General features: G+C 68.7%; 8 protein-coding genes, 2 tRNA genes and 1 pseudogene. 2 read left to right on the forward strand and 9 right to left on the reverse strand.

Annotated features, from left to right (window positions below; translation table 11 throughout):
* Positions 1 to 83: 83 nt before the first annotated feature.
* From ysxC to uvrA, 9 genes and pseudogenes are all read right to left on the reverse strand, one after another.
* Positions 84 to 734 (reverse strand): ribosome biogenesis GTP-binding protein YsxC, encoded by a 651-nt coding sequence (gene ysxC, locus IPN03_22895; GenBank protein MBK9376486.1) that lies wholly within the window; start codon positions 732 to 734, stop codon positions 84 to 86.
* 118 nt (positions 735 to 852) lie between these two features.
* Positions 853 to 3,306, reverse strand: a complete 2,454-nt coding sequence (gene lon / locus IPN03_22900; GenBank protein ID MBK9376487.1) for an endopeptidase La — start codon at positions 3,304 to 3,306, stop codon at positions 853 to 855.
* 80 nt (positions 3,307 to 3,386) lie between these two features.
* A complete protein-coding gene (clpX, locus tag IPN03_22905) occupies positions 3,387 to 4,631 on the reverse strand; it encodes an ATP-dependent Clp protease ATP-binding subunit ClpX (GenBank protein MBK9376488.1) in 1,245 nt (414 codons plus the stop codon).
* Positions 4,632 to 4,701: 70 nt separating this feature from the next.
* Positions 4,702 to 5,286 carry an ATP-dependent Clp endopeptidase proteolytic subunit ClpP gene (clpP, locus tag IPN03_22910; protein ID MBK9376489.1) on the reverse strand — a complete coding sequence of 195 codons (585 nt, stop codon included), beginning with the start codon at positions 5,284 to 5,286 and terminating at the stop codon, positions 4,702 to 4,704.
* 26 nt (positions 5,287 to 5,312) lie between these two features.
* Complete coding sequence (tig, locus tag IPN03_22915) at positions 5,313 to 6,617, reverse strand: trigger factor (GenBank protein MBK9376490.1); 1,305 nt, start codon at positions 6,615 to 6,617, stop codon at positions 5,313 to 5,315.
* Between the two features lie 21 nt (positions 6,618 to 6,638).
* A tRNA-Leu gene (locus tag IPN03_22920) sits at positions 6,639 to 6,722 on the reverse strand.
* Positions 6,723 to 6,833: 111 nt separating this feature from the next.
* Positions 6,834 to 6,909 (reverse strand) — tRNA-Lys (locus IPN03_22925).
* Positions 6,910 to 7,095: 186 nt separating this feature from the next.
* Positions 7,096 to 7,908, reverse strand: a complete 813-nt coding sequence (locus IPN03_22930) for a hypothetical protein (protein MBK9376491.1) — start codon at positions 7,906 to 7,908, stop codon at positions 7,096 to 7,098.
* 38 nt (positions 7,909 to 7,946) lie between these two features.
* Positions 7,947 to 10,803: pseudogene (uvrA, locus tag IPN03_22935) on the reverse strand (excinuclease ABC subunit UvrA).
* Positions 10,804 to 10,864: 61 nt separating this feature from the next.
* On the opposite strand from uvrA, the gene IPN03_22940 reads away from it, so the two are divergent.
* Positions 10,865 to 11,413 carry a hypothetical protein gene (locus IPN03_22940; protein MBK9376492.1) on the forward strand — a complete coding sequence of 183 codons (549 nt, stop codon included), beginning with the start codon at positions 10,865 to 10,867 and terminating at the stop codon, positions 11,411 to 11,413.
* Positions 11,410 to 13,593 carry a fused MFS/spermidine synthase gene (locus IPN03_22945; GenBank protein ID MBK9376493.1) on the forward strand — a complete coding sequence of 728 codons (2,184 nt, stop codon included), beginning with the start codon at positions 11,410 to 11,412 and terminating at the stop codon, positions 13,591 to 13,593. Before IPN03_22940 ends, IPN03_22945 begins: the two co-directional genes overlap by 4 nt.
* Positions 13,594 to 13,619 lie beyond the last annotated feature (26 nt).

The following is a 13,619-nucleotide window of genomic DNA, read 5'->3' on the forward strand; positions in this document are numbered from 1 at the left end:
GGGCTCTTCCAGGTCGTTCGGAAGCTCGTTGAGGTCGATCGCCGGGGTGGCGTAGTCGGTGCCGGGGACCTTGCGGCGTGGCATCAGGACTCCTTTTGTGGCAGACCCTGCGGCGCCGCGGGAGCGGCACCCGTCCGGGTCCTTCCGATGAGCCGGTCCTTGAGAAGACGGCCTAGGGTGGGCAGATTTTCGCCTGTTTCGGACGAAACGGGCAGGAGGGGGCGTTCGGGATCCTCGAACTCGGCCGCGAGGGCCCGGAGCTGCCGGAACCTCTGGGACGACTTGACGGCGTCCCACTTCGTCGCCGCGACGACGGTCGGGACCCCCGCGGTCCGCAGGAAGAGGGCCATGGAGCGGTCCGATTCCTGCGGGGCGAGCCGGCTGTCGACGAGGAGGAGGGCGAGGTCGGGCCGGCGTTCGCCGGTGAGGAGCTCCTCGATCTGCCCGGCAAAGCGCTCGCGCGACTCGCGGGCCGTCTTCGCGTAGCCGTAGCCGGGGCAGTCGATGACGTGGAAGGCGTCGTCGACCCGGTACCAGTGGAGCGCCTGGGTGCGGCCGGGGGTCTGCGACACGCGGGCCACCTTCGTCGCGAGGACGGCGTTCAGGAGGCTCGACTTGCCGACGTTCGACCGGCCGAGGACGACGACCGCCGGCAGCGGGAGCGTACGCGGCCGCTCGCCCGCCGCGTGGGCAGGGAGCTCGAGCCGGACCGTCCGCCCGAGCGGACTGTTCACGGCGACCGCTCGCGCGGACTTGGGCGTGCGGGAGACAGGCGATTCTTTCCGGGTCATAAGGGCTTGATAGAGATGGAAGCCGGACCGGCCGGCTCCCCTCGGGGAGCCGGCCGGCGGGTCAGTGTGCGAGGCCCGAAGGGGGCGTCGTCCCGGTCTCGGCCGGAGCGGCCTTGGGCGGGGCGGCGACGGGCGGGGTTTCGAGCGCCAGCCGCACCACCTCGTCGACGTCGTCGACGAGGTGGCAGTCGATGACGGTCCGGATCTCGTCGGGGAGGTCGTCGAGGTCCTTCTCGTTCTCGCGGGGGAGGATGATCGTCGTGATCCCGGCCCGGTAGGCGGCGAGGAGCTTCTCCTTGATGCCCCCGACGGGAAGGACCTTTCCACGGAGCGTGATCTCACCCGTCATCGCGAGGTCCTTGCGGCAGGCGATGTTCGTGACGGCGGAGAGGATCGAGGTCGCCATGGTGATCCCGGCCGAGGGGCCGTCCTTCGGGATCGCCCCTTCCGGGATGTGGACGTGGATGTCCTTCTTCTCGTAGAAGTCGGGATCGGCGCCGTACATCTCCGCGCGGCTGCGCACGTACGAGAGGGCCGCCCGGGCCGACTCCTGCATCACGTCGCCGAGCTGCCCGGTGAGGACGAGGTTGCCCTTCCCGCGCATGAGCGTCGTCTCGATGTGGAGGACCTCGCCGCCCGCCTCGGTCCAGGCGAGGCCCGTGGAGAGGCCGACCTCGGCCTTCTCGCCCTTCTTCGCGGGACGGTGCTTGGGCTTGCCGAGGAAGTCGGGGAGGTTCTCGGCGGTGACCGCGATCGGCCCCTTCGCCGGCTTCGGCTCCTTCGGGTCTCGCGGCTCCTCCGCGACGACCTTGCGGGCGATCTTCCGGCAGACGGAGGCGATCTCGCGCTCGAGGTTCCTCACCCCCGCCTCGCGGGTGTACTTCTCGATGAGCCCGTAGATCCCGGAGTCTTCGAACGCGGCCTGCTCCGGCGTGAGGCCGTTCTCCTTGACCTGCTTCGGGACGAGGAACTGCCGGGCGATCGCCAGCTTCTCGTTCGGCGTGTAGCCGGAGAGGCTGATGATCTCCATCCGGTCCTTCAGGGCGGGCGGGATCGGGTGGACCACGTTCGCCGTGGCGATGAACATGACCTTGGAGAGGTCGTACTCCACGTCGAGGTAGTGGTCGACGAAGGCGTGGTTCTGCTCGGGGTCGAGGACCTCGAGGAGCGCCGCGGACGGGTCGCCGCGGAAGTCCATCGACATCTTGTCGACCTCGTCGAGGAGGAAGACGGGGTTGACGGTCCCGGCCTTCTTCATCAGCTGGATGATCTGGCCGGGGAAGGCGCCGATGTAGGTCCGGCGGTGGCCGCGGACCTCGGCCTCGTCGCGCACGCCGCCGAGGCTGAGCCTCACGAACTTGCGGTTGAGCGACTTGGCGATCGACTTGGCGAGCGACGTCTTGCCGACGCCCGGGGGACCGGCGAAGCAGAGGATCGACCCCTTCGTCTCCGTCACGAGCTGGCGCACCGCGAGGAACTCGAGGATCCGCTCCTTGACCTTCGCGAGGCCGTAGTGGTCCTCGTTCAGGATCTTCTCGGCGTTCTTGATGTCCTTCGACTCGCGCGAGGACTTCTTCCAGGGGACGTTCACGAGCCAGTCGATGTAGTTCCGCGAGACCGTCGCCTCGGCCGAGACGTTGGGCATCGCCTCGAGCCGCTTCAGCTCGGCGAGCGCCTTCTCCTTGACGTCCTTGGGCATCCCGGCGCTCTCGATCTTCTGCCGGAGCTCCTCGAGCTCGTCGGACTTGTCGTCCTTCCTGCCGAGCTCCTGGTGGATCGCCTTGATCTTCTCGTTGAGGTAGTACTCCTTCTGGGCCCGCTCCATCTGCTTCTTGACCTTGTTGTTGATCCGCCGGTCGATGTTGATCTTCTCGATCTCCACCTCCAGCAGGTCCTGAAGCTTCTGGAGCCGTTCCAGGGAGTTCACCGTCTCGAGGAGGGCCTGCTTCTCGGGCGTCGCGATCGACGCCGGGAGGTGGCCCGCGAGCATGTCGGCGAAGACGTCGGGGTCGTCGAGCGTCAGCGACGCCAGGAGACCCTCGTAGGCGAGCTGGTGGGAGAGCTTGGCGTACTGCTCGAAGACGCCGAGCACCTTCTGCATGTACGGGTTGATCTCGGCGGCGCCGCCGGAGAGGGGCCGCGCCTCCACCGGCTCGACCGCCACTTCCTTGTGGCCGCCGGCGGTGGCGAAGGAGCGGATGACCCCGCGCGAGACCCCCTCGACCATCACCTTGATGTGGCCGTTCGGGAGCTTGAGCGACTGGACGACGACCGCCACGACGCCGACGTCGTGGATGTCGCCAGCGGCGGGCTCGTCGATCTTCGGGTCGCGCTGCGCGGCGAGGAAGATCTTCTTGTCGGACGTCAGGAGCGCGGCCTCGAGCGCCGCGATCGACGACGCCCGGCCCACGACGAAGGGGGCCATCATCCTGGGAAAAACGACCATGTCCCTGAGCGGCACGAGCGGAAGCGTCCGCGTCGCGGGCCGTTGGGGCGGGGTCGCGGGAGAAGTCATTCGGGTCTACCTCGTGGTCGGGAGGGCTCTGGTCCCGTGCCCGGAAGGCGCGGGACCGGGCATCGCCGGGGAGAAGGCCGTCAACCGGCCTTCCTGAGCGACAGGATCGGCGCGGCGCGCCGCTGGACGACGTCCTTCGTGATGACGCACTCCTCGATCTCCTCCTCGGAGGGGACGCGATACATCACGTCGAGCATCAGCTCCTCGAGGATGACCTTGAGGCCCCTGGCCCCGAGGGTCCGCTTCATCGCCTCGTCGGCGATCTCCTCGACGGCGTCGTCGGTGAACCTCAGGCCGACGTTCTCGAGCTCGAGGAGCGTCTGGTACTGCTTGATGAGGGAGTTCTTCGGCTCCTTCAGGATCGCGACGAGGGCCGTGCGGTCGAGATCGTGGAGCGCCGCCACGACGGGCACGCGGCCGATGAGCTCGGGGATCATCCCGAACTTGATCAGGTCCTCCGGGTGGGCCTTCTCGAGGGTGTCTCCGGCGCGCTTCTGCTTCTTCGACTCGATCTTCGCGCCGAAGCCCATCTGCTTCTCGGTCAGGCGGCGGCCGATGATGTCCTCGAGCCCGACGAACGCCCCCCCGCAGATGAAGAGGATGTTCGTGGTGTCGATCTGGATGAACTCCTGGTGCGGGTGCTTGCGCCCCCCCTGCGGCGGGACGTTCGTGACCGTCCCCTCCAGGATCTTCAGGAGCGCCTGCTGCACCCCTTCGCCCGAGACGTCGCGGGTGATCGACGGGTTCTCCCCCTTGCGGGCGATCTTGTCGATCTCGTCGATGTAGACGATGCCGCGCTCGGTCTTCTCCTTGTCCTGCCCCGCCGCCTGGTAGAGCTTCAGGATGATGTTCTCGACGTCCTCGCCGACGTAGCCCGCCTCGGTGAGGGTCGTGGCGTCGGCGATCGTGAAGGGGACCGAGAGCATCCGGGCGAGGGTCTGGGCGAGGAGCGTCTTCCCCGTGCCGGTCGGCCCGATGAGAAGGATGTTCGACTTCTGGAGCTCGACGTCCAGCTTGCGGTTCCGCTCGAAGTAGTCGATCCGCTTGTAGTGGTTGTAGACCGCGACGGCGAGCTTCTTTTTCGCCTGCTCCTGGCCGACGACGTACTCGTCGAGGAACTCCTTGATCTCGCGGGGCTTGGGGAGCTTCGACTCGGGCTTGGCCTGGTCGAGGACACGGTCCTCCGCGATGATGTCGAGGCAGATGTCGACGCACTCGTCGCAGATGTAGACCGTCGGCCCCGCGATGAGCTTCTTCACGTCGCGCTGCGACTTGTTGCAGAAGCTGCACCTGAGGACGTCGCCGGAACCCGTTTTCTTCGTCATCCGTGAAGGAGTCCTTCCCGGGGGAATTCTAGCGCCCCCCGGCCTCCGGGGGCCGTTTCCCTGCCCGGGTTCAGTCCCGGTTCCGGAGCACCATGTCGATGAGGCCGTATTCGCGGGCGGCCTCGGCCTCGAAAATGTTGTCGCGATCGGTGTCCGACTCGATCCGCTCGAACGGCTGGCCGGTGTGGACGGCGAGGATCTCGTTGAGCCGCCTCTTCATACGGACGAGGTCCCGGGCGTGGATCTCGATGTCCGACGCCTGCCCCTCGAGACCGTAGGCGAGCGGCTGGTGGATCAGGACCCGGGCGTTCGGGAGCGCGGCCCGCTTCCCCTTCTTGCCCCCGGCGAGGAGGACGGCGCCCATCGAAGCCGCCTGCCCGATGCAGTAGGTCGCCACGTCGGGCTTCACGTACTGCATCGTGTCGTAGATCGCGAGGCCCGCCGTGACCGACCCTCCGGGGCTGTTGATGTAGAGGGTGATGTCCTTCTCGGGATTCTCGGCCTCGAGGAAGAGCATCTGGGCGATGACGAGGTTCGCCACCTCGTCGTTGATCGCCGTGCCGAGGAAGATGACGTTGTCCTTGAGGAGCCGCGAGTAGATGTCGTACGCGCGCTCTCCCCGGTTCGTCTGCTCGATCACCATCGGGACCAGCATCGTCGATCCTCCTAATCCCTCTCCGCTCAGGAGGCCGGAACGGCTTCCGTCAGGACGAGCTCGAGGGCCTTGTCGATCCGGAGCTCCTCCCGGATCCCCTCGAGGCGTTCGTTCTTCACGAGCTGCGACTTGAGCTCGCCGAACGTGGCCCCCATGGAGCGGGCCCGGCGCTTGAGATCGGCGTCCAGCTCCGTGTCGCTCACGTCGATCTTCTCGGCCTCGGCGATCGCGTCGAGGAGGAGGTATTCCTTCACCCGCCGGACGGCTGCCGGACGGGCCTCCTCGCGGAGCTTGTTCCAGTCCATCTTCGCTTCCTTCAGGTCCATTCCCTGCGAGGCGAGGAAGCGGGCGTACTGCTGGAGCGAGGAATCGACCTCGGCGGTCACCATCGTGTCGGGCGCGTCGACCGGGTTCAGGGCCAGGAGCGCGTCGAGGACGGCCCGGCGCCGCTTCTCCTTCAGCGCCTGCTCCTTCTCCCTCAGGAGGCTCTTGACCAGCTCGGCCTTGAGCATCTCCATCCCGGCGCCCTCGGGGGCCTCACCCTCGCGCGGGGTCAGGACCTGGCGGGCCAGCTCGTCGTCCCACTCCGGCAGGACCCGCTTCTTGATGGCGTGGAGCTGCACGTGGTAGAGGACCGACTTGCCGGCGAACTCGGGGTCGACCCCCTCTTCGGGGAAGTCCTTCTGGAAGCTGACGGTGACGCCGGCCTCGGCGTTCCTGAGGTGGGCGGACATCTCGGGAAGCGTCTCCTCCCCGCCGATCTCGACGAGGACCTTCGGCCGCTCGAAGTCCTTCCCGTTCCCGGCGGGGAAGACGCCGCGGATGTCGACGAGGCCGAAGTCGCCGTCCATCGCCGGGCGGTCCTCGACCGCCTCGAACGCGGCGCGCCCCTCCCGGATCCGCTCCAGGGCGGCGGCGACCTCCTCGTCCGAGGGGATCGTCGATTCGGTCGGGACCTTGAGTCCGCGATAGTCCTTCGGCTCCACGGCCGGCCGGTGCTCGACGACGACCTTGAACGTGATCGGGGATTCCGCCTCGTACTTCAGGTCGTCGAGCTTCGGCTCCCCGACCGGGAGGATCCCCTTCTCCCGGAAGGCCTCGTGCAGCGTGTCGCGCACGAGCGACTCGAGCACCTCGCTCCTCAGCTCGTCGGCGAAGCGCTTCTTCACGATCTCGGCGGGCACCTTCCCCGGACGGAAGCCGGGAAGGCGGACCTGCCGGGCCATGCTCCGGGCGGCCTTCTCGGTCGCGGCGCGGACCTCCTCGAGGGAGATCTCCAGCGACATCGACTTCTTCGTCGGGGACTCTTCAACGTAGGACGTGATGTTCATGAGGGTCTCTCGTTTTCAGCGTGGTGCGGGAGGAGGGACTCGAACCCTCACGGGTCGCCCCACCGGATCCTAAGTCCGGCGCGTATGCCATTCCGCCACTCCCGCGGAGCGGACGCGGACGGGGAAAGGGACGTTACCACAAGGGCCCGGCGTCGCCAGGGAAGCCCCGGAAAGACGAATCGGGGGCCGGCGTTTCCGCCGACCCCCGGATGGTGCTGGTGAGCCGCCAGGGACTCGAACCCCGAACCCAGAGATTAAGAGTCTCTTGCTCTACCAATTGAGCTAGCGGCCCGTAGACCCGCGCCCGGCCGTCCCGGCCGCGGGACGCGCATTATACGAGGGGCGCACCGAAGTTCAAGCCCTTACTCGACCTTGCGGCGGATGAGCTGCTTGATCTCCTGGTTGCCGAGCGGGGAGGTCGCCGACACGATGAGGGCCGCGTTGCCGATCCCGATGTCGGGAAGCGTGGCCGTCACCTTCACGAGGCCGTCGCCCCGGTGACGCCGCGGTACAGGACCTGCGTCGGACCCATGTTCGAGACGACCCGGAGGGTGATGTGCGCGCCCGGAACGGCCCGGTCGGTCAGCGAGGTCGCCGCCCGCACGGAGAGGGCGACGGTCTCGCCGGAGACGAGGTCGCCCCCCTTCATGAGGCCCAGCTCCAGCCGTTCGGAAGCAGCCTCCGCCGCCAGGTACTCGATGATGACCTGGTCGAGCGACCGGTCCATGCCGGCGCTGCTGCCCGGCAGGACGCCGGAAGCGGGTGGTCTGGCCATCGCTCCCGAAGGAGGGGGACTCGAAGGGGGGGCCGAGTCGGCCGGCCGGATCATCGCGCCCGAAGCGGGCGGCCGCGCCATCGCTCCAGAAGCGGGGGGCCGCGCCATCGCGTCCGTCGCGGGCGGGCGCGGGTGTGTCGCCTGGAAGCCCCCGGAATTCGGGCCTCCAGCGAGGATCGCGGCCGCGGCCGCGGCCGCGGCGGGAGAGAGAGCGGTGTCGGTCTTCACGGGGCCCGTCTCGGACGACGGAGCGCTCGACGGGGACGCGTCGAACCGGCCGCGTCGAATCGCCTCGATGATCCGCCGGTGCTGCAGGTCCATCAGCTGCTTGACGGCTTTCTCGTCGGGCTTTCCGTCGACGACGAGGTCGGCGTACGGGCTCCTCTTCGAAAGGAGAATCTGTCCACCCACGTAGACGAGGGACTCGACGATCGGGTTCCCGAGCCCCCGGTCCTCCGTCTGGACGTGGAAGACGCGGTCCCCGTGCCGGATGTCTGTATTGAAGCCCGTGATCACGACAGAACGTTGATTCTAGGGCCGCGAGGCCCCGCGATCTACCGGCGGCTGGCCGGCCGCCTCTTTCGGAGGAGGGGAGCGAGGTGGACACCCGTGGCCGAGTCCGCGACCGCCGCGACCTCCTCGGGGGTCCCCTCGGCGATGACGAGGCCTCCCCGGGCCCCCCCTTCGGGTCCCAGGTCGACGATCCGGTCGGACGTCTTGACGACGTCGAGGTTGTGTTCGATCACGATGACCGTGTTTCCACGTTCGACGAGGGCGTGGAGGACGCCGAGGAGCTTCTTCACGTCGTCGAAGTGAAGGCCGGTCGTCGGCTCGTCGAGGATGTAGAGGGTCCGCCCGGTCGCGCGCTTGGCCAGCTCGCGGGCCAGCTTCACCCGCTGCGCCTCGCCCCCCGAGAGCGTCGTCGCCGGCTGGCCGAGCTTGATGTACCCGAGGCCGACCTCCACGAGCGTCGCGGAGACGTTCCGGATCGACGGGACGTTCGTGAAGACCTCGGCCGCCTGCTCGGCCGTCAGGTCCAGGACCTCGGCGATGTTGAGCCCCTTGTAGCGGACCTCGAGCGTCTCGCGGTTGTACCGGTGCCCGCCGCAGACGTCGCAGGTGACGTAGACGTCGGGGAGGAAGTGCATCTCGATGGCGATCTGCCCGCCGCCGCCGCACGCCTCGCACCGGCCCCCCTTCACGTTGAAGGAGAAGCGCCCCGGACCGTAGCCGCGCATCCGGGCCTCCGGCACCTGGGCCATCAGGTCGCGGATCCCTCCGAACAGGTTCGTGTACGTGGCCGGGTTCGACCGGGGGGTCCGGCCGATCGGCGACTGGTCGATGTCGATCACCTTGTCGACGTGCTCCAGCCCCTCGATCCGGTCGTGCGCCCCCGGTTTCTCGTTCGACTCGTGGAGCGCCCGGGCCGCGGCCCGGTAGAGGATGTCGTTGACCAGGGTCGACTTACCCGACCCGGAGACACCCGTCACCGCCGTCAGGCAGCCGAGCGGGAAAGCGGACGGTGACGTTCTGGAGGTTGTTCGCCCGGGCTCCGACGACCGAGATCGACTTCCCGCTTCCGGCCCTGCGGGAGTCCGGGACCGGGATCGAGAGCTCGCCCGAGAGGTACTTCCCGGTCAGCGAGCGTGGGAACCGGACGAGCTCGGCCGCCTTCCCCTCTCCGACCACCTCGCCGCCGTGGACTCCGGCCCCGGGGCCGAGGTCGACGACACGGTCGGCCGACCGGATCGTCTCCTCGTCGTGCTCGACGACGACGACCGTGTTCCCGAGGTCGCGCATCGCCTTCAGCGTGTCGATCAGCTTGCGGTTGTCCTTCGGGTGGAGGCCGATGGAGGGCTCGTCGAGGACGTAGAGGACCCCCATCAGCTTCGAGCCGATCTGCGTCGCGAGCCGGATCCGCTGCGCCTCACCGCCGGAGAGCGTCGCCGAGCCGCGCCCGAGCGAGAGGTAGCCGATGCCGACGTCGTTCAGGAAGCCGAGGCGGTCCTCGATCTCCTTCAGGATCTTCCCGGCGATCTCCCGCTCGCGCGGCGCCGCGTCGAAGGAGACGAAGAACGCCTTCGCGTCCTCGAGCGTCATCCCCGTCAGCGCGTCGATCGCCCGCCCGCGCACCTTCACGGCGAGGGCTTCCGGCTTCAGGCGCCGGCCGCCGCAGTCGGGGCAGGGGGTGGCCGACATGAACTTCTCCAGCTCCTGCCGCGCCTCCTCGCTCTCGACCTCCTTGTATTTCTCCGTCAGGAGCGGGACGAGCCCCTTGTAGGAGGAGGACCAGACGTACTCCCCCTTCTCCGACTTCCACTTCCACTTGATCTCCTGGTCCTTCGACCCGTGGAGGATCATGTCGCGGACGCTGGCCGGGAGCTTCTTCCAGGGGACGTCCATCGAGAACTTCGCCGCCTTCGAGAGCTGCTCGACCTGCCGGAGGCGCCAGTTCGCCGAGCCGGGCTTCCAGAGGGCGATCGCCCCCTCGTTGATCGAGAGCGACGGGTCGGGGACCAGCCGGTCGGGGTCGACCCGAGGCACCGAACCGAGGCCCGAGCAGGCCGCGCAGGCCCCGTAGGGAGAGTTGAACGAGAAGAGGCGTGGCGTGATCTCGGGAAGCGAGGTCCCGCAGTCGGGGCAGGCGTAGGAGGTCGAGAGGGTCTCCTCGGAGACCGTCGCTCCCTTCTCGCCGACGACCGAGATCGTCACGAGGCCGCTGGCGACCCGCACCGCCGTCTCGAGCGAGTCGGCCAGGCGCCGGCGCGTCTCCTCGTCACGGTGGACGACGAGGCGGTCGACGATGACGTCGATGGAGTGCTTCTTCTGCTTGTCGAGCTCCGGCGGCTCGGCCAGGTCGACCGTCTCGCCGTCGACGCGCGCCCGCACGAAGCCCTTCTTCGCGAACTCGGCCATCTGCCGCCGGTACTCCCCCTTCTTCCCGCGGACGAACGGGGCGAGGACGAGGAAGCGGGTCCCTTCGGGCATCCCGAGGATCCGGTCGGTCATCTGCTGGATCGTCTGGGCGGAGATCTCCCGGCCACAGCTCACGCAGTGGGGCTGGCCGATGGAGGCGAAGAGGAGCCGCAGGTAGTCGTGGATCTCGGTGACCGTGCCGACGGTGGAGCGGGGGTTCTTCGACGTCGTCTTCTGCTCGATGGAGATGGCGGGAGAGAGCCCTTCGATCGAGTCGACGTCGGGCTTCTCCATCTGCTCGAGGAACTGCCGCGCGTAGGCCGAGAGGGACTCGACGTACCGCCGCTGCCCCTCGGCGAAGAGCGTGTCGAAGGCGAGGGACGACTTCCCCGAGCCCGAGACGCCGGTCAGGACGACGAGGGCGTTGCGGGGGATGGACAGGGAGACGTTCTTGAGGTTGTGCTGACGCGCGCCGCGAATGACGATCGAATCCATGACGTGTCTCACTTCCGTCTGGGGGGAAGGGGGCGGATTATGTCCCCCTTCAGGAGATGACATGACCGAGCTGCCGCTGCACCCCGCGGTGATCCACTTTCCCGTGGCGGGCTCGTTCTTCGCCGCGGGGGCGCTCGCGCTCGGCCTCTGGAAGCCCGCCCACCGGCCCGCCGCGCTCTGGGGGGCCGCGCTGCTCCTCGCAGGCACCGTGGCCGGCGGGCTGGCCGCCCTCGTCACCGGGTGGCGCTGGGCCGACCAGCTCGCCTACCTCGCCGGGGGATGGGGGCCGATCCCGGGGCCCAAGGCCGTCGAGGGGCTCGCGCAGCGCCATGCCTTCCTGGCCCTCGCCGCCGTCGCGGCGGCAGCGCTCGCCCTCGGGCTCGTTCTCCTCGCCCGCAGGCGCGAGGGCTCGCCGCTCCTCGCCCTCCTGGCGGCCCTGCTGAGCTGCGCCCTGATGGCCGCCACCGGCCACGTCGGCGGGACGATGGTCCACGCGCCGCCGGAGCCGGGGATGGAGAGCGGCGGGAACCTAGCCGCCCGGCTCCCCGGGCCGTCTTGTCATCCCCGGGGGTGCCTCCGATACTCCGTCCCCATGGAGCTCGCACCGTGAATCCCGCCGCCACGCCGATGGAGTCGCACGAGAAGGGAGCGAACCGGTCCGCTCTCCTCCCGATCGCGCTCACGATCTTCGCCGGGGCCTTCCTGCTCTTCCTCGTGCAGCCCACGGTCGCCAAGATGGTCCTGCCCTGGTTCGGGGGCTCGGCCGCGGTCTGGACCGTCGCGATGCTCTTCTTCCAGCTGCTGCTCCTTTTCGGCTACCTCTACGCGCACGCCATCCAGCGCCTCGGCCGGAACCGCTTCCTCACGCTGCACCTCTCGCTTCTGGCGCTCAGCCTCCTGTCCCTTCCGCTCCTGCCGAGCGTGAGGTGGAAGCCGACGGGTTCCGAAGATCCCACGTCGCTGCTCCTGGGCCTCCTCACCGTCACCGTGGGGCTCCCCTATTTCCTCCTCTCCACGACGGGCCCCCTGATGCAGGCGCGTCTCCATTCGAGCGGCCTGGGAGGGAAGGCGTCCGACGGCGGCCCCTACCGGCTCTACGCCCTTTCGAATCTCGGTTCGCTGCTCGCGCTCCTGTCCTATCCGGTCCTGGTGGAGCCGTACCTGACGACCCGTATGCAGGGCTGGTTCTGGTCTGCCGGCTACATCGTCTTCGTCCTCCTTTCCGGTGCGGTCCTCCTCCTCACCTCGCGCGCCGCCGGCCCCGGCGAAAACCGAACGGCCGCGCCGGAGAACCAGGTCCCGCCGGACACGGAACGCCACAAGGCGGCAGGGAAACGGGAGAAGCCCCGGAAGGAGCGTCGGGAGACAGCTCCTCTGCCGGACACCGCGGGGAGTCCCGTCACGTGGTTCCTCCTCTCCGCCACCGCGGTGACGCTCCTTCTCGGCGTCACGAACCGCATGTCCCAGGACATCGCCGCCATCCCCTTCCTCTGGATCCTCCCGCTCACGCTCTACCTCGTGAGCTTCATCCTCACCTTCGACGCGCGCGGGTGGTATCGGCGGACCTGGTTCCTCGCGCTGCTTCCGCTCGCCATCGCCGCCATGGGCTACGCGCTCATCCCCTGGAAGCTGGGGGAGAAGAGCACGATCGCGATCCTCGCCGGAGGCCTCCTCGTCTGCTGCATGGTCTGCCACGGCGAGATTCACCGCTCGAGGCCGCACCCCGACAAGCTCACCGGCTTCTATCTCGCGATCTCCGCGGGGGGTGCGACCGGCGGTCTCTTCGTCGCCCTTCTCGCCCCACACCTCTTCGCCGAGGGCGACGAGCTGCCGCTCGGCCTCGCGTTCCTGGGGGCTCTCATCCTGGCGACCCTGAGGCGGGATCCCGAGAGCCGCTTCCATCGGGCGCGCTGGCGCCCCGACTGGCTCCTCGCGATCGCCGCGGTCCTCGTCTTCACGTTCCTGGTCGTGTATCGAATGGACGCCGTGCGCAAGTCGTCCCGCGCGCTGGCCCGCAACTTCTACGGGCACGTCCGCGTGGCCGACCGCGTTTCCGGGACGTTCAACGTGCGCGGGATGTTCCACGGCGCCACCAACCACGGGGAACAGATCCTGACCCCCGCACTCTCCAAGGTCCCCACGGCCTACTTCGGCTACTCGTCGGGGGCCGGGATGGCGCTCTCGCGTCTTCTCACGCCCGATGCGCCTCCGCGACACGTGGGTGTCATCGGCCTCGGAACCGGTACCCTGGCGACCTACGGGAGAGCCGGCGACCGGTTCCGCTTCTACGAGATCAACCCCCTCGTCATCGACCTGGCCCGCAGCGAGTTCACGTACCTGGCCCAGTGCAAGGCGGAGGTCAGCGTCGTCCTGGGCGACGCGCGGCTTTCCCTGGAGCGCGAACCGCCGCAGCGATTCGACATCCTCGTCGTCGACGCGTTCTCGGGCGACGCGATTCCCGTTCACCTTCTGACCCTCGAGGCCTTCGAGCTCTACCAGCGCCACCTCGCGCCGGGCGGAATACTGGCGGTCCACTGCTCGAACCGGTTCCTGAACCTCCCCCCCGTCGTCGCCCTGGCGGCGAAGAGCCGCGGGCTGGAGGCGCGCGTGGTGCACAGCCCGGGGAAGCCCGACATGCTCGTGAGGGCCTCGGACTGGGTGCTCGTCGCCTCCGGCTCCGGGTACTTCGCCGACCCGTCGATGCAGGACCTGGCGCAGCCGATCGCAGTCCCCGCCTCCCTGCGCACCTGGACGGACGACTACAGCAACCTGCTTCGCATCATCAAGTAGAGGGGAGATCCCGGCGGGCCGGCCGG

This window comes from Holophagales bacterium, from assembly GCA_016719485.1.
Taxonomy (GTDB): domain Bacteria; phylum Acidobacteriota; class Thermoanaerobaculia; order UBA5066; family UBA5066; genus UBA5066.

What these genes read in the sequence shown, in the direction of transcription:
- lon (MBK9376487.1), bottom strand. Translation starts at nt 3,306, where the DNA reads ATGACTTCTCCCGCGACCCCGCCCCAACGGCCCGCGACGCGGACGCTT.
- clpX (MBK9376488.1), bottom strand. Translation starts at nt 4,631, where the DNA reads ATGACGAAGAAAACGGGTTCCGGCGACGTCCTCAGGTGCAGCTTCTGC.
- clpP (MBK9376489.1), bottom strand. Translation starts at nt 5,286, where the DNA reads ATGCTGGTCCCGATGGTGATCGAGCAGACGAACCGGGGAGAGCGCGCG.
- tig (MBK9376490.1), bottom strand. Translation starts at nt 6,617, where the DNA reads ATGAACATCACGTCCTACGTTGAAGAGTCCCCGACGAAGAAGTCGATG.
- IPN03_22940 (MBK9376492.1), top strand. Translation starts at nt 10,865, where the DNA reads ATGACCGAGCTGCCGCTGCACCCCGCGGTGATCCACTTTCCCGTGGCG.